The sequence below is a fragment of the Bradyrhizobium sp. RDI18 genome (assembly GCF_043203335.1).
Lineage (GTDB): Bacteria > Pseudomonadota > Alphaproteobacteria > Rhizobiales > Xanthobacteraceae > Bradyrhizobium > Bradyrhizobium retamae.
On the sequence record NZ_JBICRN010000008.1, the window covers coordinates 6699736 to 6723831 of the forward strand.

Sequence of the window (24096 nt, forward strand, 5' to 3'; positions counted from 1 at the left end):
AATGGGCACGCGCTCCTTAACCGGAGGGAACGCTATGTCAAACAAGACACCCTTTATGTACGCCATATCGTTCGGTCTGGCGCTAACCCCGATTTGTTTCTCCGCAGTGTCGGCCCAAGAAAGATGCAAGGTCAGCGAGGACGCCACAGCCGCTAAGTCCAACTATACTCAGCAACATGTGCTCGACGTCGGTGATGTACCGGGGCATCAGATACGAGTTTACGAACTCCACCGTACCTATGCGAACGACAAGCCAAACTACGAGAACCTCAAGCGCACCGAGTCATGGACCCGAGGCTATTCCGACTACATCGACCGCGATGGCCGAACGTGGGGATACGACGTAACCTTGCTCGAAAATGGCGACAAGATCTTTTCTCAATGGGATGGAACGAGCCAAACCATGGTCGCACCCGATGGTTCAAAGAAAAGCACCTTCACAGGTGTCACTCGATATACCGGCGGCACCGGAAAATACGAGGGTATTCGCGGCTTCTTGAGGGTCAGTGCTGTGTTTGAGCCCGACAAGAACGTGAACCAGCTGCAGACTGAGGGTGAGTATTGGTTGCCAGCTTCAACGGTGGGTCAGAGTAAAAAGTGACGACCAGCGTGGAGCACGTCCGCTTTACCCCCGGTGAGCCCGGCGACCGCGTGATCGATGTTGCTAAGGAGGACGGAGGTAAGCCTCGTCTCCATCCTCTCTTCCAGGGAGGCATCAACAGCAGGGAGCCAACATCATGCGCACATTTAGAGCTGTATGTTTCTCACTGTTACTGTCAGCAGTTCCCGCGACTGCATCAGATCAAAATCTCAAGGAGGAAATTGGGAAGATAGGTTCAGCATACGAGCAGCACTTCAACAAGAAGGATGCTGCCGGGATTACTTCACTTTTTACGAAGAACTACCTGCGTGTTACTCAGAATGGAATTGAGCCTGATAATACGAAGTATTATGAGGATGCTTTCAAAGCTGGACTTAATCGCCTCGAGGTAAAGACGACTGAGGTTCAGTCATTGTCAGAAAGCATGGCTCTAGTTACTGGCGAAGCTCACGTTACTGGTAGGAGCGAGAAAGGTGATCCTCTAGAATTGAACGTTATTTGGACTGCTCTTGACGTTCGTGAGAATGGGCAATGGAAGATCCGTATGCTAACGTCGGTTCCTAAGCCGCCGCCGCAGCAGCCGCAACAAGCAGCAAAGTAGCTCAAGGAATTGCTAGCGAGCGATCAAAGCGGCGGTGGCCAACCAACACCGCCGTTTTTCGAGCGCTCTGGGCTGGTACCGTCGGCCTCAATCTTCTCGCAATAGGTAATTGCTTGTACTTCTGGAATTGGCCCTTTTCGGACCTCACGCGATGTCCGATGTGAGCCCGGAACGCGCATCAAAGCGGAAGTCCGCCAACCACTCTGGATTTATGGGTTCATAGCCTCGGCGCAGCGTGACGCTGCTCACGGTGCGGCGAGGTCGCAGCGCTCATGATGCCATCCATCGCCAGCCATCGGAGGGGTACATGGATCAGGCAACGCGGTTGAAGCTTGGTGCTATCTTCTTCGCCGTCTTCTGGATCGGCGGAATGCTGTGGTGGAGCGGCGAGTATCATCCCGCCTACATCATCATTCTCTCGGTTTGCGGCGCGCTGGCCGGCTATTTCTGGTACCGCGCGATGCATTGGTCGTTCCGCCGCATGCGGCTCTTGCCGCACGATTGATGCCTGCGCGGCAGAGACACGCTAGTTCGCACCCCACTTCACCGGAAGATTGAGCAGTCCTCGAAACGCCCAGCCGCCGATCCGCACTGGTTCGCGCTCGTCCAGCCGCAGGCCCTGCAGCCGCGCGAACAGGCTCGGCAACGCGACGTCGGCGACCATCGCGCGGGAGGCGAATGCGCCGGCGCAATAATGCGGGCCGGCGCCGAAGGCGATGCTCTTTTGCGTATCGCGCGTGATGTCGAAACGGTCGGGGTCGTTGAAACAGGCCTCGTCGCGGTTGGCCGATCCGAACATGAAGAACACACGGTCCTCCGGTTCGAAGTCGACGCCGTGATACGTCCACGGTTTGGCGACCCGGCGCGGCGACATCTGGATCGGCGCGATCCAGCGCGCATATTCCTCGAACACGTCGATCCACTTTGCTTTTCCCCCGCGCACCAGCGCGAGCTGATCGGGATGCGTCAGCAAGGCCCAGGTCGCGCCTGATATCGCATCGCGCGGCTCGTTCTGTCCGCCGGAGATTGCGAGCTTGATGTTGGCGCGGATGCTTTGCATGTTCTGGCCTGAAGCCAGCAGCACGCTCAGGATCGAGGTGTTGGGGTGTTTCTTCACCACCGGAATCATGTCGTCGATCGCAGCATCAATGCCGGCGGTCGCGGCATGGCAGCGCGCCTCGACCTCCTTGTTGCCGGTGTAATTGGCGATGCCGTCGATCATCGCCTGCGACCATGCGTCCATGTCCTGGTAGCGCATGTTGGTCAGTCCGGTGACGTCTTTTAAGCATTCGGCCGACAGCGGCAGCGCGAACGCCTTGCAGAGATCGGCGGAGCCTTGCGGCACGAGCTCATCGAGGATGCGGTCGGCATGGGCTTGGAATTGCCGGATCCAGGTATCGCGCACCGTGCGCGGCGACACCGCGGGAAACATCGCCTGCCGCTCCGTCATGTGCGCTTCGCCGTCCTTGCGCATCATGTTGTGGCCCATCAGCACGTTCATCAGCCCGTTCGGCTGATGTGAGGAGAACACGTCGATGCGCTTCTCCTGGGTGAAGATGTCGTCGCGCCGGGTGAACACGGTCGAGCCGAGCTGCGGCACGAACGCGATCGGCGCCTCTTTTCCGCATCTTCGCCAGCGCGGGGTAGGGATCGGCCCAGAAGGCGGGGACGTCGATGTCGAAGTGCGGGGCGTTGGACATGATGGCCTCACACCGCCCGATAGCCGCCGTCGACCATCACGATCGATCCGGAGACGTAAGCCGACAGATCGGACGCCAGGAAGATCGCGGGGCCGACGATATCTTCGGCAGTGCCGGCGCGCCCGAGCGGGGTGTGATCCATGAAGGTCTTCACCAGTTCCGGATTGTTGGCGCGAGCGTTGGCGTTCAGTGGCGTTGCGATGAAGCCCGGACCGATTGCATTGACGCGGACGCCTTCCTTGCCGAGTTCGGCGGCGAGTGCCTTGGTGAAGCCGAGCACGCCGTGCTTGGAGGCGGTGTAGGCCGGCGAGCTCGGCGTGCGCACATGCACGAAGGACTGGATCGAGCCGATGTTGACGATGCGCCCCTTGCTCGCGCGCAAGGGCTCGAGAAAGGCATGCGTCACGTTGAAGACGCCGGTGAGGTTGATCGCGATAATGTCTTCCCAGTCGCTGATCACGGCCTCCGCCGCGCCCAGCATGCCGTTGCGGCGGACGATGCCGGCATTGTTGACGAGGATCGAGACCTGGCCGACCTTGCCGGCGATCTGCTTCGCCATCGCGACGCAATCCTCGCGTTTTGCGACGTCGAGCGCAAAGCTGACGGCCTTGTCGCCGATTTCCCTTGCCGCTTCGGCTACCGCGTTCTCGTCCCTGTCGAGCAGCACGACCCGTGCGCCCTCCCGTGCATAGCCGCTCGCAATCGCGCGCCCGATACCGGAACCTGCGCCGGTAATAACGGCGATGTGATTTTGGAGAAGTGGCATGGCGCGTTTCCTCTTGCTTGGTTTTGCCAGAGGATAGCAAGCGCGCCCGCTTGTACAAGATGGTTGGCCGCGACTACGTCAGGAATTGAAGGGTAGGCAAAGCGACAGCGTGCCCACCATTCAGATCACCGGTTGGAATGGTGGGCACGGCGCTCGCGCGCCTTTGCCCACCCTACCAATCTCCGGCCGGCCGGGATCGTCGATATCACGGCAAGTGTTGCGTGCTATTTTCATCTGATGTCTCCATCAGCTTGCGCACGGCCTCGTTGATTACACATTTCAGCTTCTTGCGGAGCTGGTTCAGTTTAAGCTTGTGGCCGGCGGGACGGGGGCGCGTCCTATCCCTGCGCCTAAGTCGGCCTCTTTTGCTGCTTTACTCGTGGCCTGGACCGCCAATCTAAAGGCGGCGTCGAACAAGCCCGTGTACTGCATCGCGTTAACATTGGAAATGTGGGCAGTATCTCGAAAGTTGGATTGCCCGTTCCTGACCAGATAGCAATGACTGTGTTCACAAACGAGCGGCAATGGATCGGCTGCAATCAGCCGCGGATCGTCCTTATATTTATCCAAGATTTTGCTGATCTCGGCACGGAGGCTGCTCATCGTGAGGACGGGATCGGCTTCGACCTTCCATTCGTCTAGCGCCCTGCCAGCGCGGGTCTGGTTTTCCATCCACCGCTGCGGGACATCGAAGCCAACGTTTAATAGGGGCATGATCAGAATGACGGTCTTGCCTGAACTGAGCAATCGGTCCACCAAAGCTGAAATCTCGATCGCACTTCCCCAGTTACTTCCGATCACGACTATGCTCGGTTCAGCGTGACCAAGCACGAAATCCATCGTGCTCCGGTTAAACTCCCGGCACGGCTGTTGATCGCCGGAGTTCAGCGCAGGATCGTCAATGAATGCCCTGCAGGCACTTTGCGTGGCGATCAGTCCATGTACTCCATTTCGAAGCGCAGCCGAAGAGATCGGTACAAGGTACTGGTTAGCGAACGAATCTCCCCACAAGATTGCGGTGGGGCGTCCGGCGACGCCTTCACTTCCAAAGCGGCAGTAGGTCTCAGCAACCTGCTTGGCGGAGTTCGAATTCCTGAAGCATTCGTCCCGAGGCGTACCGTTCCTTCTCGCCTCCTCAGCGGCCAGCAGATATTCAGGCAGCCTCATCGGAAACCCATTGTTCAGGAAAGCCGTTGCAGTGAATGCGATCAACAAGCAGAACGCGATGCTGGCACTCGACACCAGACGGCGTTCCGTCCAAAAATCGCGGCGCTTTCTGACGGGTTGCTCAACGAGATAGTAAGAGGCTGCGCCGAGTAGGATTGACGCGGCCAGCATCAGCATCTTTTCCCTGGCATTCACGTCATAGCCCCGGAAAGAAAGCCAGCTCAGCGCAAAGACCCAGATCGGCCAGTGCCAAAGATAGATCGAATAGGACCAATCGCCGACACGCTGGATCAACGGCAGCCCCAGCAAGCCGCCTCCATCGGCTTGCTGGCGGGCGGCGACGATCAATGCAGCCCCGAGGATTGGTAACAGCGTGAGCGGCCCCGGCCATTGCGTCTCAGGGAGTGGAAAAACGATGCAAGCCGCAATAAGGACCCAGCCTCCGATCGCCGCTGCGGGCGCTGTCAGAAACGGAATGCCAGCGGTACTCTCCGTACGCCGCTGAAACTCGGACACCGCGATCAATCCACCCGCCAAAGGCTCCCATGCTCGCGCCCGCAGTGAGAAGAACGCCGAGCCCATCATGTCGCTGTGGCTCTGCCATAGGCACCACGCCAATGAAACAAACCCAACGGACAAAAACGCGCCCATCATCACGCTGGATCGAGATTTTGAGGGCAAGGCGCGCCGCCATATCAGCGCCGCCACCAAGGGCATCCAGATATAGAATTGCCACTCAAGTGCGAGCGACCAGGTATGCAGTAGGGGCTTGGTCTGAGCGGCCATTGCGAAATAGCCGTTATCAGCATCGAAGGCGAAATTGGAGAGGGCCACCAAGGCATAGCATGCCTGCCTCAGGTGTCTCAGATATTCGCCGGGCAGCGTGACGAACCATCCAATAATGGCAGATGAAATCACGACGACCGCAAGCGCCGGATAAATTCGCCGCATGCGCAGCATGCCGAACGACCAGAGCGAGAACCGCCCCGCAGCCAACTCGGCCAACACCTTGCCCGTCATCAGATAGCCAGTGATCACGAGGAAGACGTCTACCCCGACGAATCCACCGGCAAATCCTGGTATCTTAAGGTGATAGCCAAGTACGGCCAGCACCGAGAGCGCCCGGAGGGCGTTGATGTCTAGCCGAAAGGTACCCCCACCTGGATGCTTGCGTGTCGCAGTGGAGCGCGTATCAGCACGCAACGGCTGTTGCGCGTCAGCAATGGAATAATACAACAGGGTTCCCCAACCCACTTCACCGGGCAAATTCCGGTAACCCGCTCTTAGCTGAAGCTAAGCCGGTTGTCGTTCAGAAAGTTGCCACCGTCCGTATTTTTGCGGGGTGATGTTTTTTCTCATCGCTCTCCCGGCCATCAGGTGGACGGAGGGTTCAACGCTGAGATTTTGTTCGGTCGCAAGGCTACGATGTGGCTGCGCTTGTACGGATACCCTCGAACCTCCGAGCAACGCTTGCAGCGCATGTATAGCTCCAGCTCGTGGATTGGCTGGAAGGGTTCGACTGGGGCCGTCCAGATGCGCGTGCCGCTTCCACGACACGCGCCCGGCCAATGCGTTTCGCAAGCGATCGTTTCAGGTAAATCTTTGTCCACCCTACAGATGTCGGGTCAGAATGAGCAGGTGCCGTTGCGCAGCATGCCGTCCTTGAACACCAGCGTCGCCGAACGTCGGCACTTCGGAGCCCACGATCACGGCGTAATTCCCGGGATACGGCGCGGTTGGGATGCTCCGGTCCCAGATCTGGCAGAAGCCGGTGTCCTGCCAGCGGATCAGATGATACGAGGCCTGGGCCGGGCTCGACGCGGCAAGCGCGGTGAAACCGATAGCGGCAACGGCGCAAAGGGAAAAAATGCGACGCATCTTCAATCTCCTGTTTTGAATACGGGGCTCAGCGCCCGATCACCGATTGAGTAGCGATGAGGGCGAGAAGGTTCAAAGACGGAGCCGCGGAATGGGTTAGCGAAATCCTTAGGCCCTGTTACAATTTGCTTCCGTCGGCAGCGTGGCGATGCCGACGTCGGAGTTGAAGGAGGCCAGGCATGATGCAAACGGCAACCGGATGGCGCGCCTCACGCTGGCGCAATGGCGCGGGCGCCGTGCTGACGATGCTCTGCGTGCTGGCCGCATTGTCGCTTGCATCGAGCGGGTCGCCGGCCGCCGCGCCGATCGCGGTCGCGGTCGCGGATTTCGATTATTTCGATACTTCCGGCGAAGTCGTGGACCAGGGCGGGGAGCATCGCGCCCGCGTCGCGTCGTTTGCCGCATTGCTGCGCGACAATCTGGCGGCGCAGGACGGATATCGCGTGGTGCCGATCGAATGCCCCGATCACCCCTGCACCGCCACCAGCATGTCGCAGGATCTCTTCATCGCCGCCGCGCGCAAGGCCGGCGCGCGGCTCGTGGTCTATGGCGGCATCCGCAAGATGAGCACGCTGGTGCAATGGGGCGAAATCCAGTTGCTCGATCTCGAAGCCGAGAAACTGCTGATGCGGCGAACGGTGACGTTCGCGGCGACAACGATGCCGCCTATCGCCATGCCGCCGATTTCGTCGGCAATACACTGAAGGAATCCATGCCGAAGCCGTGAGTTGCGGCCGACGATCGCAAGGTCGGCGGATTTGCGCTGTCGCTAACTAACTAATCCGCCCTACGCCTTCGCCAGTGAGGCAACGGCTTCGATCTCGATCAGCATCTTCGGGTCGGGCAACGCCTGCACCACGCAGGTGGTGCGGGCCGGGTAGGGCGGCGGCCCGAACGCCGACGCATACAGCACGTTCATCGTGGCGACGTCGGATGCGCGCGTCAGCAGCACGTTGACCTTGACCAGATCGCGAAATGTCGCGCCGGCTTCGTCGAGCACGCGCTTGATATTGGCGACGACGAAGCCGAACTGCGCCTCGAAACCATCCGCCAGCGCGCCCTTGTCGTCAAAGCCCGGAATGCCCGAGATGAACAGCAGGTCGCCGGTGCGCGTGGCAAAGGATAGCGGCGGGGCCTTGACGCCGGCGGGCGGCGCAAAATGCTGGATCGGGGACATGGGACACCTCGTGGACGGTTCGGTGCCTTGAAGCCTAACGCGCCGCTGCCTCGCTGGAAAGGCAGCGGCGCCCGCGCTTCACGACCCGCCGATTGGTTTGTAGGTCCCGCCCGTCAGGGAAACTCGCTGGCTACGATAGCGGCATACGACGGCTGTGAAAGTAATGCAGTTCACAAGCCGGCTTTTTTGTTTGTGAAATCGTGATGGAATTGTGTCGGGCACACGGCGCGGTTCGGCACACAGAGCGTCGGGCAGGGCCTGAATATGCTTTGCCCCTTGCGCCGATCGGCTACAATCCGATAGTTGCGACTCAATCTGCAGCGCAAAGCCCCGCCCGACACTTTTCCGATTTGCAAGACCTCCGGAGATACGATCCATGAACATGCCATCCGCCGTTCGCGCCACCGTGCTTGCGTTTGCGGCCTTCGCCGGCGTCACGCTGTCCTCCGCCGCGCATGCCGACGAAGGTTTCGTGCAGCTCACGATCTACAAGGCGGGATGGATCATCGGCGGCTCCGGCGGCAGCGGCGTTCTGAATTTTCACGGGCGCCGCTATCCGCTGTCGACCGGCGGGCTCGACTACGGCCTGGTGTTCGGCGGATCGAAGACTGTGCTGCGCGGCCGCGTCAGCAACATCTATCGCCCTTCCGATGTCGCGGGCGTCTACGCAGCGGCCGGCGCGGGCCTGGCGGTCGGCCGCGGCGCACGCGCGATCGTGCTCACCAACCAGAAGGGCGCGGTGCTGGAATTGACCGGGCACCAGGTCGGCTTGATGGCGAACGCCGATCTCAGCGGACTAGCGATCACGATGCGGTAGCGGTTGTTGGGTGGGGGCGCGCGAACGCGCGCCTGACGCGGAGCCTCGCGATGAACCGCGAACAGTTGGTCACCGCCTACACGGCGCCGGGCCGCCACTACCACAACCTCTCGCACATCGAACACTGTCTCGCCGCACTCGCGCGCGTCGACAATCTTTCGGAGCGCGAGCGCGAAATCCTGACCGAGGCGATCTGGTGGCACGATGTCGTTTACGACCCGACCCGCTCGGACAATGAAGAACTCCGCGCGCGGCTGGCCGAGCAGCACGTCCGCGAGGATATCGGAGCGGAAATAGCCCGCCTGATCCGCCTTACAAAGACACACGACGTCCAGGGCGATGATCGCCTGGGCGCCATTTTGATCTCCATCGACCTCAGCATTCTCGGCGCGGAGCCGGCGCGCTACGACGCCTACGCCGCCGCGATCCGGCAGGAGTTCATCCACGTGCCGGACGCTGACTATCGCGCCGGCCGCGCCAAGGTGCTCGGCCGGTTCGCCGCCCGTCCGGTGATCTTTCCCGATCCGGCCTCTGCCGCAAGATATGACGGCCAGGCCCGCGAAAACCTCGCGCGCGAGCTGGCCGCCTTGCGCTGACGATTACCTCACCCCGAGAAAATCCCGCTTGCCGATCTCCACGCCGTTGTGGCGCAAAATGCCGTGCGCGGTGGCGGCGTGGAAGTAAAAATTCGGGAAGGCGAAGTTGACGAGATATTGCTGGCCCTTCATCGTCATGGTGTTGCTGGGGCCGATCGGGAAGGTCACTTCGCGCGTCTCGCCGCCCTCGAACTGCGCCGGCTTGAATGCCTTCACATAATCGGTCGTTTTCGCGATCCGCTGCTGCAATTCCTCAAAGCTTTTTTCGTTATCGGGTATGGACGGCACTTCGCTGCCGGTGAGGCGCGCGCAGGTCTTCGCGGCAAAATCGCAGGCAGTCTGCACCTGGCGTGTCAGCGGATACATGTCCGGGTAAAGCCTGGCATTGAGCAGCACCTCGGGCTGAATGTTCTTTGCCTTGCAATGCGCTTCCGCCTTGCTGAGCAGGCCGGAAAGGCTGCCGAGAATCTGCAGGAAGGCCGGCACGGTTAGGTCGTGGAAAGACATGCGATGCTCTTTTCGTGATGTGGAAATTCATCTCAAGAGGATGAGGTGTTGTTCGAGATGGGAGGGCGAATGGAGAAATTCAACGCGATCGCGGGCAAATAATCTCAACTCGTCATCGCCGGCCACCGGGTCGCGCGAATGCGCGCCCGATGACAGGCTCCGGCGGGCGATCCAGTATTCCAGAGCAGTTGCGATTGAGCAGAGACGCCGCGGCGTACTGGATTCCCCGCCTTCGCGGGGAATGACAGAGGTTATCGCGCCGCCGGCATCACAAGGCCGGCGGGCTGCGCCTGGACGCTGGGGCCGCGCATCCGCGCCAGCAATTCCGCCGTCGGCCAGGAATCCGCCGGCAGGCCGTATTTGATCTGCATCGCCTTCACCGCCGTGCGGCTCAACTGTCCCATCACGCCGTCGACCTTGCCGACATTGTAGCCGGCGCGCACCAGGAGCTGCTGCAGCTCCTTCAGCTCGTTGAGCGGCAGTTGTGCGACCGGCGCCGATGGCTGCCGCATTGGCGGGGCGCCGGCGATGCGGCTGGCGAGATAGGCGGCGGTGGTCGAATAGATCAGCGAGTTGTTCCACTCGGTATAGGCGGCGAAATTCGCATAGGCCAGAAACGCCGGTCCGGTGCGGCCCATCGGCAGCAGTAGCGAGGCCGGCAGGTCGTCGTTCGGCAACGGCCGGCCGTCGGGATAGGTGACGCCGAGCTGCGCGAATTTCGCGCGCGGCAGTTTTGTCGTGAGGTCAGCCTGCTCCCACGGAAAATTTTGCGGCGCGCGCACTTCCTGCAGCCACGGCTCGCCGCGCCGCCATTTCAATCCGTTGGCGATATAGTTCGCGGTCGAGCCGATCACGTCGGACGCGCTGCGCAACAGGTTGCGATGGCCGTCGCCGTCATAGTCCACCGCGTAGTTGAAGTAGTGCGTCGCCAGGAACTGCGTCTGCCCGAGTTCGCCGGCCCATGCGCCGATCATCTCGCTTGCCGTGAGATCGCCGCGTTCGATGATCTTCAGCGCGGCGATGGTTTCCTTGCTGAACATCTCGGAGCGGCGGCAGTCGTAGGCCAGCGACACCAGCGAGCGCAGCGTATGCAGATTGCCTAGCTCGGCGCCAAAACTGCTCTCCAGCCCCCAGAACGCGGCGATCACGGCCGGCGGCACGCCATATTCCTTCTCGGCGCGGTTGAACGCGGCCGCATGCATCCGGATCTGCGCCTGCGCATTTTTCGCCGCGCCATCGGACGCCCTGTTCCGCGCGAACTCGGTGAACACCTGGCCAAACACGCGCTGGCCGCGGTCGCGGTTGACGATGCCCTGGTCATAGACGAGGTAGGGCGCCGCTTCGGCCAACGTGCGCTGCGACACGCCCTCCGCGGCGGCCTGCTGCTTGAGGTCGGCGAGGAAGCGGTCGAACGACAGGCCATTGTGGCAGGCCGCGCCGCGGGGTGCGCGCGGAGCGGCGGCCGGCGGCTGCTGACCGGGTGCCGGCGCGACCACAGGTCTCGGTGCGGGACGGACCGGCGAGGGAGCCGTTTGGGCGATGGCGGGGGATGAAAGTGTCAGGGACGCCGTGGCAGCAACGAGGAATCTGAAAAGCGGCATCCATCCCCCACAAAAATCGCGAATCCGAAGCCCGGGTTTTAGACCGGCTGACTGCATTAGCCAACGGTCTGCCCAAGCGATCCCCGCCTCGGCGCAATCGGCCGCGCAAGCCCCGTCACGCGCATAGGAGCCTGCCGTATCAACCTGATCTCGCAGGCTGTTCCAACCGCTTTTCCCCGTGTAGGCTTGGCGTCAGCCCGACTTTTGAAGGTGAGCCGACAATCACTGGGGCGGGCGGAACGAGGGAGATGGCGGAAAGACCATGACGGAACTCCGATATTTGGCGCCTGATACGCTTGACGAAGCGGTCGGTGCATTCGCGAAAGCCGGCAGCGCCGCGCGCATCCTGGCCGGCGGCACCGATCTTCTGGTGCAGATGCGATCGGGCGTGCTCAAGCCCGGCGTGATCGTCGACATCAAGAAAATCCCCGAGATGACCGCGATCGAACTGACCGCCGATGGCGGCTTTTGCATTGGCGCCGCCGTCTCCGGCATGGCGCTCGCCGAACACCAGAATTTTGGCAAGGTCTGGCCTGGCGTGCTCGAAGCGGTCAACCTGATCGGTTCCAAGCAGGTGCAGGGCCGCGCCTCCGCCGGCGGCAATCTCTGCAACGGCTCGCCCGCCGGCGACAGCGTGCCCGCGATGATCGCGGCCGGCGCCATCGTCACCGTGCAGGGCCCGCATGGCCGCCGCGAAATGAAGGTGGAGGACGTCCCCGCCGGCCCCGGCCGCACCAACTTAAAGCCCGGCGAGATCCTCGTCAGCTTCACGCTGCCGCCGCGCCCACCCGGATCGAGCGATGCTTACTTGCGCATGATACCGCGCACCGAAATGGACATCGCCGTGGTCGGCTGCGGTGTCAGCCTCACCATGAAGGAGGGTATCGTCACCGCCGCCCGCGTCGGCTTGGGGGCGGTGGCGCCGACCGTGCTGCTGGTGGAAGACGCCGCCAAGGCCTTGATCGGCTCAAAGCTCGACGACGCCGCGCTGGCGAAGGCCGCCGCTGCATGCTCCGCCGCCTGCCGCCCGATCGACGACAAGCGCGGCACCATCGCCTATCGCATCAAGGTGGCCGGCGTGCTGCTCAAGCGCACCGCCGCGATCGCTGCCCAACGCGCTACAGGAAAGTAATTCATGGCCAAAGTTCACGTCACCACATCAATCAACGGCGAGCCGATGGAATTTCTGTGCGAGCCATCAGACACCATGCTCGACGCGCTGCGCGGGCCGCTGGCCCTGACCGGCTCCAAGGAAGGCTGCGCCTCGGGCGATTGCGGCGCCTGCTCGATCACGATTGACGATCGGCTGGTCTGCTCATGCCTGATGCTCGCGGTCGAATCCGAGGGCCACGAGATCAGGACCATCGAGGGTATGGCGAACGGCGAGAAATTGCATCCGCTGCAGCAGAAATTCCTGGAAATGGCCGCGCTCCAGTGCGGCATCTGCACGTCGGGCATGCTGGTCGCGTCCGACGCGCTGCTCAAGAAAAACCCGGACCCGAGTGAGGAGGAAGTCCGCTTCTGGCTCGCCGGCAACCTCTGCCGGTGCACCGGCTATGACAAGATCGTCCGCGCGGTGATGGAAACCGCTGCCGAAATGCGCGCGCACTAATTTCCGGGAGACAGCCCAATGAACGTCGTCACCAACAACAAGTGGATCGGCCAGCGCACCATCCGTCCCGACGGCATGGACAAGGTCACCGGCCGCGCCCAGTTTGCCGCCGACACCACCATGCCCGGCATGATCTGGGGCAAGGTTTTGCGCAGCCCGCATCCGCACGCGCGCATCAGATCGATCGACACCTCGAAAGCGGAGAAGCTGCCGGGCGTGAAGGCCGTCGTCACCTCGAAGGACATCGTCGATTTCCCGATCGAGAAGGGCGCTGTGATGCTCGGCATCCAGGACATGCGCTGGATGTGCCGCAACGTGATGGCGCGCGACAAGGCGCTATTCCCCGGCCACCCCATCGCCGCCGTCGCCGCGACCACGGAAGCGATCGCGGAGGAAGCCTGCAAGCTGATCGAGGTCGATTACGAGGTGTTGCCGTGGTCGATCGAGATCGACGATGCGCTCAAGCCCGACGCGCCCATCCTGCACGAGTTCAACAAGTTCGACGGCAAGCCGTCCAACATCGTCGGCCGCCTCGAACACAAGAAGGGCGACATCGCGGAAGGCTTCAGGAAGGCCGACATCACAATCGAGCGCACATTCACCACGCGCCCGGTGCACCAGGGCTATATCGAGCCGCATGCCTGCCTGATCTCGGTCGCGCCCGACGGCAAGACCACGATCTGGAGCTCCAGCCAGGGCCAGTTCATGGTGCGCGCGATGACGGCCTATCTCACCGGCATCCCGCAGAGCGACATCCGCGCCATCCCCGCCGAAATCGGCGGCGGCTTTGGCGGCAAGACCATCGTCTATCTCGAACCGCTCGCGACGCTGCTTGCGAAAAAATCCGGCCGCCCGGTGAAGATGGTGATGACGCGCGAGGAAGTGATGCGCGCGACCGGCCCCACCTCAGGCTCGAAAAGCACGGTGAAGATCGGCGCCACGAAGGACGGCAAGATCGTCGCCGCGCACGGCACCTTCTACCTTCAGGCCGGCGCGTTTCCGGGCTCGCCGATCCGCGGCGCCGCGGGCTGCAGCTTCACGCCCTACGACATCCCGAACCTGCTCTCGGAAGGATATGACGTCTGCTCCAACCGCTCCAAGGTCGCGGCCTATCGCGCGCCGGGCGCGCCGATCGGCGCCTATGCGGTCGAATGCGTGCTCGACGAAGTCGCGGAAGCGCTGAAGATGGACCCACTCGACTTCCGCCTGAAGAACGCCGCGAAGGAAGGAACCAAAGCCGCGCACGGCCCGGTGTTCCCGCGCATCGGCTATATCGAGACGGTGGAAGCAGCTAAAGCCTCGCCGCATTACGCCGCGCCGCTCGGCGACGGCCACGGCAAGCTCAGGGGCAGGGGCGTGGCTAGCGGCTTCTGGTTCAACGCCGGCGGCGAATCTTCCGCGCAGGTCAACATCACCGAGGATGGCAACGTCGTCGTCACCACTGGCCATCCAGATATTGGCGGCTCGCGCGCCGGCATCGCCAACATCTGCGCCGAGCTCCTCGGCATCGACTACCGCCGCGTCTCCGTCATCATCGGCGACACGCAGACGGTCGGTTTTTCCAACTTGACCGGCGGCAGCCGCGTGCTGTTTGCGTCTTCGATGGTGGTGACGCAGTCGACCGAAAAGATCATCCAGACGCTGCGCGAGCGCGCGGCCAAGATCTGGGAGATCGATCCCGAAGCGGTGAAGTGGGAGAACGGCGCGGCGCATCCGGCGAGCCCGAACGCCGGCCAGTTCGAGCCGCTGACGCTGGAAGAGCTCGCCGAGAAGGCGCCCGCGATGGGCGGACCCATTGGGGCCGGCGTGCAGCTCAACACCCAAGGCGCGGACGGGGGTTTCGGCACCCATGTCTGCGACGTCGAGGTCGACGTCGATCTCGGCATCGCGCGGGTGATCCGCTACACCGCCGTGCAGGATGTCGGCCGCGCCATTCACCCCGGCTATGTCGAGGGCCAGCTCCAGGGCGGCGTCGCGCAAGGCATCGGCTGGGCGCTGAACGAGGAATACATCTACACCAAGGAGGGCAAGGTCGATAACCCCGGCTTCCTCGACTACCGCATGCCGGTCTGCTCGGACCTGCCGATGATCGACTGCATCATGGTCGAGATCCCGAACCCGAAACACCCGCAAGGCGTCAAGGGCGTCGGCGAAGTGCCGCTGGTCCCCGTGATGGCGGCAGTGGCGAATGCGATCTACAACGCGCTTGGCAAGCGCTTCTACGCGCTGCCGATGTCGCCGCCGAGGGTGCTGGAAGTGCTGGATGCGCCGACGCAGCAGGCGGCGGAGTAGGAGGCAGAACGCCATATCGCCAAGCCGTCATTGCGAGCGAAGCGAAGCAATCCATAGCGCGGCAAATGGAGATATGGATTGCTTCGTCGCTTCGCTCCTCGCAATGACGGGCGTGCGTAGCCCGGATGAGCGAAGCGATATCCGGGACCTTCATTATCGTTCCCCGCATATCGCTGCGCTCATGCGGGCTGCTGGCTGGCAACGCAAATGAGCGACGTGCTTCCCTACCGCGCCATGGCGTACAACAACGCCTGGGCAAACCATCGGCTGCTCACAGCCTGTCTCGGGCTGACGCAGGATGAATTCATCGCGAACCGAACCGGCTTCTTTCCAAGCCTGCGCGCCACGCTCAATCACATCCTGATCATCGACCACTTCTACGTCGACGCGATGGAAGGCGGCACGCTCGGCCCGGCGGCCTTCGCGGATCAGGAGCCTTGCGCAACGGTCGCCGCGCTGAAGGAAGCGCAGGCCGCAGTCGATCAACGTTTGCTCAAGGTCGTCGAAGCGCTCGACGGCGCCGGCTTGCAGCGCATCGTCTCCGTGCATCGCGGCACCTCCATCCAGCGCGAACGGATGGACCGATTGCTCCTGCATCTGTTTCAGCATCAAGTGCATCATCGCGGGCAGGCCCACGCCATGCTGAGCGGCACCTCGGTGAGCCCGCCGCAACTCGACGAGTTTTTCGCCGTGGGTGAGGCGCCGTTGCGGGCGGCGGAGTTCGCAGAGCTAGGCTGGAGCGAGGAGCGGGTGTGGGGCGCAGCTTGAATCGCAAGAGCAACAGAAAGGTCGGATGAGCGGAGCGATATCCGGGGTTCTATCTATCGCAGCATGTCGCAGCGCTCACACGGGTTACTGTTTGTGGTCACTTGAAGATCAGCCAACCTAGCGGCAGCAGAATGCACAACGTCAAGGAAACGCCAAGCGCCAGCCGTCCAAATCTCTCTAGCGACGATATCTGTGAAGGGTCACGGAGCGGCTGACGATCCAGCCAGCGGCGAAAGAGGCCAAGGGGCCAACCAAACAGCCAGCCGAGTATCCAACCGGCGAGACGCAAAACGCCTTCAAGCGAGTCCATGACCGAACACTCTGTTCTCCAATGATGGGGCAGCCTATTCTGGATACAATTAACGATTGATAAGCCGTAGCCCGAATGAGCGTAGCGATTCGGGACTTTCATCACCCACTTTTCCTGCATATCGCATGCGCTCATGCGGGCTACGCGCTGCCTGCCGAAAGTGAACGCCGTCATGGCCGATCAGAACACACCGACCCCATCCCCCTTCCACTCCATCCGCGCCGTCGACTACACCGTCATCTTCGTGCGCGACATGGCGGCGATGCGGCGCTTCTACGAAGGCGTGCTCCGTTTTCCGCCGACGCGCGAATTGTCGGCGGGATGGATCGAATACCAGATCGGCGGCAATACGCTGGCGCTGGCGCGGCCGAGCCGGACGGCGAAGGATGCGCCGACGCCGATCGGCAGCGCGTCGCTGCAGCTTGCTTTCAAGGTTGGCGCTGATGACGTCGATCGCTGCGCCGACGAGCTGGTGCGGCACGGCATCGATCTGCTCGAGCCGCCGACCGATCAGCCGTTCGGTCATCGCACGCTGTTCTTCAGGGATCCCGATGGCAATCTGCTGGAAGTGTATGCGGAGATTTAGCGGCCTGTTGGAAGCGTTGCCCGGATGATCGACTTGTCCGCCGTAGCTCAACGAGCGTAGGCGGAAGCGAAATCCGGGATTCTACGGGTCCCGCATATCGCGGAGCCTGTCAGCGCGCGTTCGCGCGACCCGTTGGCTCATGCGGGCTACAAACGGTTTTGCCGCCACCTAATTCAGCGTCAGCCACACCAGATTGCAGTCGGTGTGGCAGGTGTTGCATCGCGCCGGCTGGTTGAAGGTATTGGCGAGCTGCCATTCCTGCGCTTCGTTGCTCCATTGCGCCGTGGCGTGGCAGATGATGTCGTCGGAACCGCAGGCGGCGCAGACCGGCGTGGCACGCGCGGCGCGATTCGCGACCTTGCGCTCGATCGGCTGCGGCCGGTCCTGGGTGATCCGGTCTTGGGTGACCCGGTCCTGGGCGAGTTCGAACGGGTTCATCAGCTTGGCGAGTCGCAACATCGGTCCTGCATCCATTTGCGAGTTCTGGAGAATCGCTACTCTCAAACTAGCGAATCGGCTTGGCTGTTCCATCGCAAAATTGCGGAATACCAACGTTTTAAATGTGATCGTCACCAGCGGGACACAGATGCGGCTTTCCGGTGAGAGAAAGCGGTCCATTGATGCATCGCACTGTGCAAATGACGCGAGAGACCTGTAGAAAGATCGTGCCTGCGGACACGCGCACGCTAAACGGCCCGGCATCGATGCCGGGCCGTGCTGTTGGAGAATTAGTACTTCTTTGCAGCCGATCCGGAGGTCGTGCCGGGCGCGCTTTCCGATGCCCCCTTTGCGGCGGTCGAAGCCTTGCTCTTCTTCATCTTCTGTTCCGACGTCTTCTGCATCTTCTTCTGTGCCGACGAGTACTCAGAGGAATCCGAGGATTTCATCTTGTCGCTCTGCGCAAACGCCGAGGTTGCGACCAGCAGGGCAGCGGTCGCGGCAATCAATGGTTTCAGCATTGGTCTCTCCTTCGTGTCGTTGGACGAAATGCAACGTCCTCGATGCAGCGATGTTCCGGTTTTTCCCGATGGACCGACCCGCGATGTAATGCTGATGAACAGTCCTTCATCTTCGCGCCGAAATTTCGTGCTCAGGTGGCCCAGGTCGCAGGCCGGATTGGCGACAGCACCATCCGCATGCTTTCCATTTGGTGGCTTACGCTGCCGCTAACCCACCCCACGGGCATTGCGCGCAAACAAAAAGTTTCTCAATCATTTCAAGCTGATTTGCCCTGTCCAGTCGTGCGCGAAAAAAGAATCCTGTTCTCGCGCGAGGCAAATCAGTCCTACAACTCGCGCCATCCCGGCCCGCAAGAGGGGCGTTGGCCATCGTCACGAACGTTGGGCCGGGCTGCGGTGGACGCGAAAGCGCCGGACGCGTGACAGGAATCGCAGGGCGGGCTTCCCGTGAGCGATGCCAGCGCGTCAGACGAACGGCGTTTCCTTCCGCTTCGCTTATGAGCTCGACGGGCGGGTACCAGGCCCGGCGAATCCTCTTAGCGAAGGCGGGTCGCGTACGGCAAAACCGTGTGGTCCTGGCACCCGTGGCTGGTGTTAAGCCGGCGGAGGTTTGCAAAGCTCAACCGGGCGATGCGAGCCGCCAATTCGCCGGTGACGGAGGCAAGAGGAATTCGTCTCCGGGGAGAGCTCGGCATAAGCCGTCAAACCATTGCGCAGGGAAGGCCGGTTGTTTCGGCTGTTACCTGTATGCTCGTGTGCGTTTCTTTAGCGCTTGTTGCACACGAGACCGCGGGTGCCAGCCAGCACTCGGCCTTCCCTGCTCCCTCTGAATTTTGGGAGTGAACTGAAAGCACAGCTCGGGCGCAACGCGCCGCGGGAATGCGAGCGCATATCTATCCGTCGTCCCTGCGAAAGCAGGGACCCATAATCCCACAGGGAGCAGTATTTTTGCTCGCTCGTCGTTCCATCGTGTCTCACCAACAATGGCCGCAGCGTATGGGTGCCTGCGCCCCGTGCGCAATTGCGCACTAGGCAGGGACGACGTGTTGAGGGAGCGTGGCCCTCACAACTCCCGCGCATTCGAGAACGCAAACGACGACACCCGCCGCGTGTTCTCGTCCAAAATCAGCGTCCGCGTGATCGGCGGCTCGGCGCGCTGGCTGCAGTTTTCGCGCTCGCAAAGCCGGCAGTTGACGCCGATCGGCGTGCCCTCCGCCTTCTCCAGATCCATCCCGGCGGCGTAGACCAGCTTCGAGGCATGGCGGATTTCGCAGCCCAGGCCGATCGCAAAGCGCGGCTGCGGCTGCGGGTGCGGCGCGACCGGGCGGCGCACCATCTGCGCGATGGAAAAATAACGCGTGCCGTCGGGCAGTTCGATCACCTGCTTGAGCAGGCGGTCCGGCGTGTCGAAGGTGGAATGCACGTTCCACAGCGGACAGGTGCCGCCGAATTTCGAGAACGGAAACGTGCCGGACGAAAACCGCTTGGAGACGTTGCCGGCATTGTCGACGCGCAGCAGAAAGAACGGCACGCCGCGCGCATTCGGCCGCTGCAGCGTGGTGAGGCGATGGCACACCTGCTCGAAGCCGGCATTGAAGCGCTGCGCCAGCACGTGAACGTCGTAGTTCAAATTTTCCGCCGCGCTGTGGAACGGTTGATAAGGCATCATGACGGCGGCGGCGAAGTAGTTCGCCAGCGTAATCCTGTAGAGCCGGCGCGGGGTGTCGTCGAGGGGACCTGCGCGGTTGACGATGGCGTCGATGGTCGCGCCGCATTCGGCGAGGCCAATCTGCAGCGCGAGCTGGAAGGCCCGGCCCGAGCCGTCGACCAGTTCGGAGATCAGAAGCTGGCGGCGATGGCGGTCGAACCGCCGCAGCGTCTCGCGCATCACGTCGACCGGCATGATGCGGGTAACGATCGAATGCTTTTCGCGCAAGCGCGCGGCGAGCGCGGCAAACAGTTCCTCGGCGGAGGCGTGGAGTTCGTCGCGCAAATTCTCCGCGGCCTGTTCGAGCTCCGGAAAATAATTGCGATTGGCTTCGATCAGGTCGCGCACGCGCTCGATCGGGTTGGCCTCGAAGCGGGCGCCCTCGTCGCGGTCGGCCATTTGGGCCGCCACCAGCGTCTCGCCGCGGCGGGCCTCGGTATAGGCAGCGTAGAGGCGCTGCAGCGAATGGGTCACGCCCGGGCAGAGTTCGGCGAGGTCGCGCAGTTCCTGCTTCGGCAGGTCGATCTGGCGGAACAGCGGATCGGAAAAAATCTCGTTCAGCTCGGCAAAAAAGCGGTCCTCATCGGCGGTGGCGAGGTCGCGCAGGTCGAGATCATATGTCTCGGCCAGCCGCAGCAGGATCTGCGCCGTCACCGGCCGCTGGTTCCGCTCGATCAGGTTGATGTAGCTCGGCGAGATCCCAAGCCCTTCCGCAATCTGGGTCTGCGACAGCCCGAGCTGCTGGCGGATCCGCCGGAAACGCGGACCGACGAACAGCTTCTTTCCGGATTCGGTGGCCATGGGAGGGTCCTAATTGTGACAAAATTGACAAAATGACATCTGTTACAAGTTTATATGTTACATGACATCACCAATAAAAAACAAGACATCTATACGAAATTCTCTTTTCCGCGTTTAGCTCTCAGGACGTTTCGCAATGCACTGTCAAGAATGTCGATTGTAGACAGTGGAAGACAAGGATCATGCACATGAACTACCAGCCACGTGGAATCAGTGACCGGACTATCCAGGGACCGGCTTCCTATCTGAGCGAGATTGAAGCTGCTGAGGCGCTGCTCAAGACCCAGCCGACCTGGAATGGCGTCACCGCCGAAGCCGTGGCGCGCATGCGTCTGCAGAACCGCTTCAAGACCGGCCTGGATGTCGCCCGGTACACCGCGGCGCTGATGCGCAGCGATATGGCTGCCTATGACGCCGATCCCACCAAGTACACCCAGTCGCTCGGTTGCTGGCATGGCTTCATCGCGCAGCAGAAGCTGATTTCCGTCAAGAAGCATTTCGGTACGACCGATCGCCGCTATCTGTATCTCTCCGGCTGGATGATCGCTGCGCTTCGCTCCGAGTTCGGACCGCTTCCTGATCAGTCGATGCACGAGAAGACCTCGGTGCCGGCCCTGATCGAAGAACTCTACACCTTCCTGCGTCAGGCGGACTCCCGTGAGCTCAATGATATCTTCCGCGCGCTCGACGCGGCCCGCAAGGAAGGCGACAAGGCGAAGGAAAAGGCGCTGATCGAAAAGATCGACAACTTCCAGACCCATGTCGTGCCCGTCATCGCCGACATCGACGCGGGCTTCGGCAATGCCGAGGCAACCTACCTGCTTGCCAAGAAGATGATCGAGGCGGGTGCGTGCGCCCTGCAGATCGAGAATCAGGTTTCCGACGAAAAGCAGTGCGGCCACCAGGACGGCAAGGTGACCGTGCCGCATGAGGTGTTCCTGGCGAAGATCCGGGCCTGCCGCCATGCCTTCCTCGAACTGGGCGTCGAAGACGGCATCATCGTGACCCGCACCGACTCGCTGGGTGCCGGTCTCACGCAGCAGATCGCCGTGAGCCACAAGCCCGGCGACCTCGGCGATCAGTACAACAGCTTCCTGGATTGCGAGGAAGTGACGGCCGCCAACGCCAGGAATGGCGATGTCATCATCAACCGCAACGGCAAGATGATGCGTCCGAAGCGGCTTGCCAGCAACCTCTATCAGTTCCGGGCCGGCACTGGCGAAGATCGCTGCGTGCTCGACTGCATCACGTCGCTGCAGAACGGTGCCGACCTCTTGTGGATCGAGACCGAGAAGCCGCATATCGAGCAGATCGCCAAGATGGTTGACCGCATTCGCAAGGTGATCCCGGACGCGAAGCTGGCCTACAACAACTCGCCGTCGTTCAACTGGACGCTCAACTTCCGTTGGCAGGTGTACGACGCGATGAAGGAAGCCGGCAAGGATGTCAGCAAGTACAATCGAGCCGACCTGATGAAGCCGGAATACGACGATACGCCGCTGGCCATTGAAGCCGACGAGCGCATCCGCACCTTCCAGGCCGATTCAGCAAAGCGTGCCGGCATCTTCCACCATCTGATCACGTTGCCGACCTATCACACGGCAGCTCTGTCGACTGATAATCTCGCGAAGGAGTATTTCGGCGAGCAGGGCATGCTGGGCTATGTGAAGAATGTTCAGCGCCAGGAGATCCGTCAGGGTATCGCCTGCGCCAAGCATCAGAACATGGCCGGCTCCGATATCGGCGACGATCACAAGGAATATTTCGCCGGTGAAGCCGCTCTGAAGGCGGGCGGCGTCCACAACACGATGAACCAGTTCGGCTAACGGTGGATTGATCAGTCTGGGGCCTGGCTGGATTCCAGACTGATCACGCTACTCGGACAACAGGAGACTGAAAATGACCAAAGGCAGCAATTTCTGGGTGATCGGCGGTGAGTTCGGTTCGATGAACTTCCACAAGCTCGTCGAAGGCTCGGCCCAGGTCAGAGGCCCGTTCAAGACCCGCAAGGAAGCCGAGGAGTGCTGGAAGGAGGTCTCGGAAGAGAGCCGCCATAAAGCCGGCGTACGCTTCTCGATCGTCGAAGAGCCCTCGCGCGTCTCGGCCTGACCGGCTGCTGCCGACCCATCAGAAGAAACGTCCAAGGACAGGCGGCCCCATCCGGAATTCCGGCTGGGGCCGTTTTGCGCTCAACTCCCCCTCTCCCGCTTGCGGGGAGGGCCGGGGTGGGGGTATCGCCGCGCTCTCGAAAGCCAGTGGATCGCTAACCCATTGCAACTAAACAGCCTTTGCGCGCAACATAGTTACTGCTAGGTTAATCCCGCCAACCCCCTGCAGGATAAAGGCGGCTCCCGATGTCAAACGCGCAAAATACCGGCAACGAAGCCCGCGACATGCGACCGACCCGGCTGCGCGATGCGCTCCGCCAGGCCCGCATCGAGGCTGCCGATCGGACCGGCGTCGTGGTCGAACTGCGCGATGCCGAGGTCGCGCGGCTCGAGATCCTGAATGAGGCGCTCGATCCGCTGTTCGCGGAGGTGCCGGAGCAAATCGATTTGTTCGATCGCGGTGTCAGCCAGGGCGAAACGCCGCGGCTGTGGATCGACGTGGTCGCGCATATCGTGATGGGACGCGACAAGCGCATCTACCGCTTCGTGCAGGATACGCGCTTCGGCCGCATCGTGCTTGCCGAGTCGCATGATGTGCCCGTCATCGTCGATGCCGTCACCGGCTATGTCGCGCGCCGCATGATCGAGCGCGAGCATGCGATGGTGGCAATGCCCGTGGCCGAGCCTGTTGTGGAAAAGAAACCGCGCCGCCGCGGCCTGGGCATGTTCGTGCTTGGCTTCGTGCTGGGCGCGGTGGCGCTGTTCGGATTGGCGCTGTATGCGAGTTTGAAGAGTTTCTAACCGGAGCCGCCGGGTCGAGCATTCGGGGGCATCGTGGCAGCTTCGTCGGTACCGTTCGTCATCCTGCTAGCCGGCACGCTGTTCGGAATCACCTATCTGTATGGCAAATGGCGCACGCTGCGCCGCGCCGAATTCATCCGTACCTTTCGCTGGCCGCGCGGGCTGCTCGAACGGCTGGAGAAGCATCACCCCGGTTTTCCGCGCAAGGACAGCGCGCTGGTCTCGCGGGGCTTGCGGCAGTTTTTCCTCGCCTATCTCATGAGCGGCAAGCGCTACGTCTCGATGCCCTCGCAAGTCGCCGACGATCTCTGGCACGAATTCATCCTGTACACGCGCGAGTATGACGCGTTTTGCCGGCGCGCCTTCGGCGGTTTCCTCCACCACACGCCCGCCGTCGTTCTCAGCGAGCATCGCAAGAGCAACGAAGGCCTCCGTCGCGTCTGGTGGTATTGCTGCAAATACGAGAATATCGATCCGGTTCGTCCGACGCGGCTGCCGCTCTTGTTTGCGCTCGACAGCAAGCTCAACATCGCAAACGGCTTCGTCTACCACCCCGACTGCGAAGAGCTGCGCAAGAACGGCAGCGGCGCGGCTCATTGCGGCGGCGATTTCGCCGATGGCTCGATCGATGGTGGCACGGACGGGTTTGGCGACGCCGGCAGCGCAAGTGGTGATGGCGGCGGTGGTGGCGACGGGGGCGGTGGCTGCGGCGGCGGGGATTGAGAAACTCGCCCGGTTGC

General features: G+C 61.9%; 25 protein-coding genes and 1 pseudogene. 16 read left to right on the forward strand and 10 right to left on the reverse strand.

From position 1 onward, the window contains the following. Positions 1 to 34: 34 nt before the first annotated feature. From ACFXS9_RS41305 to ACFXS9_RS41315, 3 genes are all read left to right on the forward strand, one after another. Positions 35 to 601, forward strand: coding sequence for a hypothetical protein (locus ACFXS9_RS41305; RefSeq protein ID WP_392699207.1), 567 nt, complete (start codon positions 35 to 37; stop codon positions 599 to 601). A gap of 136 nt (positions 602 to 737) precedes the next feature. Further along, on the forward strand, positions 738 to 1202 hold the full coding sequence (locus ACFXS9_RS41310) for a YybH family protein (protein ID WP_392699209.1): 465 nt from the start codon (positions 738 to 740) through the stop codon (positions 1200 to 1202). A 307-nt stretch (positions 1203 to 1509) separates the two neighbouring features. After that, positions 1510 to 1707, forward strand: coding sequence for a hypothetical protein (locus tag ACFXS9_RS41315; protein WP_392699210.1), 198 nt, complete (start codon positions 1510 to 1512; stop codon positions 1705 to 1707). 21 nt (positions 1708 to 1728) lie between these two features. On the opposite strand, the pseudogene ACFXS9_RS41320 reads toward ACFXS9_RS41315, so the two are convergent. The 4 genes and pseudogenes from ACFXS9_RS41320 to ACFXS9_RS41335 all read right to left on the reverse strand — a co-directional run bounded on the left by ACFXS9_RS41320 (position 1729) and on the right by ACFXS9_RS41335 (position 6713). Then, positions 1729 to 2902 (reverse strand): annotated as a pseudogene (locus tag ACFXS9_RS41320) (cytochrome P450). A 7-nt stretch (positions 2903 to 2909) separates the two neighbouring features. Then, a complete protein-coding gene (locus tag ACFXS9_RS41325) occupies positions 2910 to 3668 on the reverse strand; it encodes an SDR family NAD(P)-dependent oxidoreductase (protein ID WP_392699211.1) in 759 nt (252 codons plus the stop codon). Between the two features lie 300 nt (positions 3669 to 3968). After that, a complete protein-coding gene (locus tag ACFXS9_RS41330) occupies positions 3969 to 6071 on the reverse strand; it encodes an acyltransferase family protein (protein WP_392699213.1) in 2103 nt (700 codons plus the stop codon). Positions 6072 to 6446: 375 nt separating this feature from the next. Beyond that, positions 6447 to 6713 carry a hypothetical protein gene (locus ACFXS9_RS41335; protein WP_392699215.1) on the reverse strand — a complete coding sequence of 89 codons (267 nt, stop codon included), beginning with the start codon at positions 6711 to 6713 and terminating at the stop codon, positions 6447 to 6449. Positions 6714 to 6892: 179 nt separating this feature from the next. Here ACFXS9_RS41335 and ACFXS9_RS41340 point away from each other — a divergent pair, with 179 nt between their 5' ends. Continuing rightward, complete coding sequence (locus ACFXS9_RS41340; RefSeq protein WP_392699216.1) at positions 6893 to 7417, forward strand: DUF2380 domain-containing protein; 525 nt, start codon at positions 6893 to 6895, stop codon at positions 7415 to 7417. Positions 7418 to 7500: 83 nt separating this feature from the next. Here ACFXS9_RS41340 and ACFXS9_RS41345 read toward each other — a convergent pair whose 3' ends face one another. Then, complete coding sequence (locus tag ACFXS9_RS41345; protein ID WP_392699218.1) at positions 7501 to 7890, reverse strand: RidA family protein; 390 nt, start codon at positions 7888 to 7890, stop codon at positions 7501 to 7503. Positions 7891 to 8266: 376 nt separating this feature from the next. Between ACFXS9_RS41345 and ACFXS9_RS41350 the strand changes: the two genes are divergently transcribed. Beyond that, positions 8267 to 8707 carry a hypothetical protein gene (locus tag ACFXS9_RS41350; protein WP_392699220.1) on the forward strand — a complete coding sequence of 147 codons (441 nt, stop codon included), beginning with the start codon at positions 8267 to 8269 and terminating at the stop codon, positions 8705 to 8707. 50 nt (positions 8708 to 8757) lie between these two features. After that, the gene (locus ACFXS9_RS41355; RefSeq protein ID WP_392699222.1) at positions 8758 to 9303 is read left to right on the forward strand and encodes a phosphohydrolase; all 546 of its coding nucleotides are present in this window, start codon (positions 8758 to 8760) and stop codon (positions 9301 to 9303) included. A gap of 3 nt (positions 9304 to 9306) precedes the next feature. On the opposite strand, the gene ACFXS9_RS41360 is transcribed toward ACFXS9_RS41355, so the two are convergent. Together ACFXS9_RS41360 and ACFXS9_RS41365 are read right to left on the reverse strand one after the other, a co-directional pair. Then, a complete protein-coding gene (locus ACFXS9_RS41360) occupies positions 9307 to 9810 on the reverse strand; it encodes a DUF1993 family protein (RefSeq protein ID WP_392699224.1) in 504 nt (167 codons plus the stop codon). Between the two features lie 251 nt (positions 9811 to 10061). Continuing rightward, on the reverse strand, positions 10062 to 11411 hold the full coding sequence (locus ACFXS9_RS41365; protein WP_392699225.1) for a lytic murein transglycosylase: 1350 nt from the start codon (positions 11409 to 11411) through the stop codon (positions 10062 to 10064). A 262-nt stretch (positions 11412 to 11673) separates the two neighbouring features. Here ACFXS9_RS41365 and ACFXS9_RS41370 point away from each other — a divergent pair, with 262 nt between their 5' ends. The 5 genes from ACFXS9_RS41370 (at position 11674) to ACFXS9_RS41390 (ending at position 16979) form a co-directional block, all read left to right on the forward strand. Next, the gene (locus tag ACFXS9_RS41370) at positions 11674 to 12543 is read left to right on the forward strand and encodes an FAD binding domain-containing protein (RefSeq protein ID WP_392699227.1); all 870 of its coding nucleotides are present in this window, start codon (positions 11674 to 11676) and stop codon (positions 12541 to 12543) included. Positions 12544 to 12546: 3 nt separating this feature from the next. Beyond that, positions 12547 to 13023 carry a (2Fe-2S)-binding protein gene (locus tag ACFXS9_RS41375; protein WP_392699228.1) on the forward strand — a complete coding sequence of 159 codons (477 nt, stop codon included), beginning with the start codon at positions 12547 to 12549 and terminating at the stop codon, positions 13021 to 13023. An 18-nt stretch (positions 13024 to 13041) separates the two neighbouring features. Next, on the forward strand, positions 13042 to 15315 hold the full coding sequence (locus ACFXS9_RS41380; RefSeq protein WP_392699230.1) for a xanthine dehydrogenase family protein molybdopterin-binding subunit: 2274 nt from the start codon (positions 13042 to 13044) through the stop codon (positions 15313 to 15315). A gap of 207 nt (positions 15316 to 15522) precedes the next feature. Beyond that, the gene (locus tag ACFXS9_RS41385) at positions 15523 to 16083 is read left to right on the forward strand and encodes a DinB family protein (RefSeq protein ID WP_392699231.1); all 561 of its coding nucleotides are present in this window, start codon (positions 15523 to 15525) and stop codon (positions 16081 to 16083) included. 482 nt (positions 16084 to 16565) lie between these two features. Continuing rightward, positions 16566 to 16979: a VOC family protein gene (locus ACFXS9_RS41390; protein WP_392699232.1), complete on the forward strand. Its 414-nt coding sequence runs from the start codon at positions 16566 to 16568 to the stop codon at positions 16977 to 16979. A gap of 168 nt (positions 16980 to 17147) precedes the next feature. Here the strand turns inward: ACFXS9_RS41390 and ACFXS9_RS41395 are convergent, their stop codons facing one another. Further along, positions 17148 to 17597, reverse strand: coding sequence for a hypothetical protein (locus ACFXS9_RS41395; protein WP_392699233.1), 450 nt, complete (start codon positions 17595 to 17597; stop codon positions 17148 to 17150). A gap of 110 nt (positions 17598 to 17707) precedes the next feature. Beyond that, a complete protein-coding gene (locus ACFXS9_RS41400) occupies positions 17708 to 17938 on the reverse strand; it encodes a hypothetical protein (RefSeq protein ID WP_392699235.1) in 231 nt (76 codons plus the stop codon). Between the two features lie 42 nt (positions 17939 to 17980). On the opposite strand from ACFXS9_RS41400, the gene ACFXS9_RS41405 reads away from it, so the two are divergent. Continuing rightward, positions 17981 to 18361, forward strand: a complete 381-nt coding sequence (locus ACFXS9_RS41405) for a hypothetical protein (RefSeq protein ID WP_392699237.1) — start codon at positions 17981 to 17983, stop codon at positions 18359 to 18361. A 640-nt stretch (positions 18362 to 19001) separates the two neighbouring features. Here ACFXS9_RS41405 and ACFXS9_RS41410 read toward each other — a convergent pair. Beyond that, positions 19002 to 20447, reverse strand: coding sequence for a short-chain fatty acyl-CoA regulator family protein (locus tag ACFXS9_RS41410; RefSeq protein ID WP_392699238.1), 1446 nt, complete (start codon positions 20445 to 20447; stop codon positions 19002 to 19004). A 188-nt stretch (positions 20448 to 20635) separates the two neighbouring features. Here ACFXS9_RS41410 and ACFXS9_RS41415 point away from each other — a divergent pair, with 188 nt between their 5' ends. The 4 genes from ACFXS9_RS41415 (at position 20636) to ACFXS9_RS41430 (ending at position 24079) form a co-directional block, all read left to right on the forward strand. After that, on the forward strand, positions 20636 to 22273 hold the full coding sequence (locus ACFXS9_RS41415; RefSeq protein WP_392699240.1) for an isocitrate lyase: 1638 nt from the start codon (positions 20636 to 20638) through the stop codon (positions 22271 to 22273). A gap of 73 nt (positions 22274 to 22346) precedes the next feature. After that, entirely contained in the window at positions 22347 to 22556 is a 210-nt protein-coding gene (locus ACFXS9_RS41420) for a hypothetical protein (protein WP_028347002.1), read from the forward strand. Between the two features lie 245 nt (positions 22557 to 22801). Continuing rightward, a complete protein-coding gene (locus ACFXS9_RS41425; protein ID WP_057841763.1) occupies positions 22802 to 23356 on the forward strand; it encodes a hypothetical protein in 555 nt (184 codons plus the stop codon). A gap of 33 nt (positions 23357 to 23389) precedes the next feature. Next, a complete protein-coding gene (locus tag ACFXS9_RS41430) occupies positions 23390 to 24079 on the forward strand; it encodes a glycine-rich domain-containing protein (protein WP_392699242.1) in 690 nt (229 codons plus the stop codon). Positions 24080 to 24096 lie beyond the last annotated feature (17 nt).

Excerpts from the sequence above, each read along its gene's own strand:
- ACFXS9_RS41305 (WP_392699207.1), top strand. The coding sequence starts at position 35 with ATGTCAAACAAGACACCCTTTATGTACGCCATATCGTTCGGTCTGGCG.
- ACFXS9_RS41310 (WP_392699209.1), top strand. The coding sequence starts at position 738 with ATGCGCACATTTAGAGCTGTATGTTTCTCACTGTTACTGTCAGCAGTT.
- ACFXS9_RS41315 (WP_392699210.1), top strand. The coding sequence starts at position 1,510 with ATGGATCAGGCAACGCGGTTGAAGCTTGGTGCTATCTTCTTCGCCGTC.
- ACFXS9_RS41325 (WP_392699211.1), bottom strand. The coding sequence starts at position 3,668 with ATGCCACTTCTCCAAAATCACATCGCCGTTATTACCGGCGCAGGTTCC.
- ACFXS9_RS41335 (WP_392699215.1), bottom strand. The coding sequence starts at position 6,713 with ATGCGTCGCATTTTTTCCCTTTGCGCCGTTGCCGCTATCGGTTTCACC.
- ACFXS9_RS41340 (WP_392699216.1), top strand. The coding sequence starts at position 6,893 with ATGATGCAAACGGCAACCGGATGGCGCGCCTCACGCTGGCGCAATGGC.
- ACFXS9_RS41345 (WP_392699218.1), bottom strand. The coding sequence starts at position 7,890 with ATGTCCCCGATCCAGCATTTTGCGCCGCCCGCCGGCGTCAAGGCCCCG.
- ACFXS9_RS41350 (WP_392699220.1), top strand. The coding sequence starts at position 8,267 with ATGAACATGCCATCCGCCGTTCGCGCCACCGTGCTTGCGTTTGCGGCC.
- ACFXS9_RS41355 (WP_392699222.1), top strand. The coding sequence starts at position 8,758 with ATGAACCGCGAACAGTTGGTCACCGCCTACACGGCGCCGGGCCGCCAC.
- ACFXS9_RS41360 (WP_392699224.1), bottom strand. The coding sequence starts at position 9,810 with ATGTCTTTCCACGACCTAACCGTGCCGGCCTTCCTGCAGATTCTCGGC.
- ACFXS9_RS41365 (WP_392699225.1), bottom strand. The coding sequence starts at position 11,411 with ATGCCGCTTTTCAGATTCCTCGTTGCTGCCACGGCGTCCCTGACACTT.
- ACFXS9_RS41370 (WP_392699227.1), top strand. The coding sequence starts at position 11,674 with ATGACGGAACTCCGATATTTGGCGCCTGATACGCTTGACGAAGCGGTC.
- ACFXS9_RS41375 (WP_392699228.1), top strand. The coding sequence starts at position 12,547 with ATGGCCAAAGTTCACGTCACCACATCAATCAACGGCGAGCCGATGGAA.
- ACFXS9_RS41380 (WP_392699230.1), top strand. The coding sequence starts at position 13,042 with ATGAACGTCGTCACCAACAACAAGTGGATCGGCCAGCGCACCATCCGT.
- ACFXS9_RS41385 (WP_392699231.1), top strand. The coding sequence starts at position 15,523 with ATGAGCGACGTGCTTCCCTACCGCGCCATGGCGTACAACAACGCCTGG.
- ACFXS9_RS41390 (WP_392699232.1), top strand. The coding sequence starts at position 16,566 with ATGGCCGATCAGAACACACCGACCCCATCCCCCTTCCACTCCATCCGC.
- ACFXS9_RS41395 (WP_392699233.1), bottom strand. The coding sequence starts at position 17,597 with ATGGACCGCTTTCTCTCACCGGAAAGCCGCATCTGTGTCCCGCTGGTG.
- ACFXS9_RS41400 (WP_392699235.1), bottom strand. The coding sequence starts at position 17,938 with ATGCTGAAACCATTGATTGCCGCGACCGCTGCCCTGCTGGTCGCAACC.
- ACFXS9_RS41405 (WP_392699237.1), top strand. The coding sequence starts at position 17,981 with ATGCAGCGATGTTCCGGTTTTTCCCGATGGACCGACCCGCGATGTAAT.
- ACFXS9_RS41410 (WP_392699238.1), bottom strand. The coding sequence starts at position 20,447 with ATGGCCACCGAATCCGGAAAGAAGCTGTTCGTCGGTCCGCGTTTCCGG.
- ACFXS9_RS41415 (WP_392699240.1), top strand. The coding sequence starts at position 20,636 with ATGAACTACCAGCCACGTGGAATCAGTGACCGGACTATCCAGGGACCG.
- ACFXS9_RS41420 (WP_028347002.1), top strand. The coding sequence starts at position 22,347 with ATGACCAAAGGCAGCAATTTCTGGGTGATCGGCGGTGAGTTCGGTTCG.
- ACFXS9_RS41425 (WP_057841763.1), top strand. The coding sequence starts at position 22,802 with ATGTCAAACGCGCAAAATACCGGCAACGAAGCCCGCGACATGCGACCG.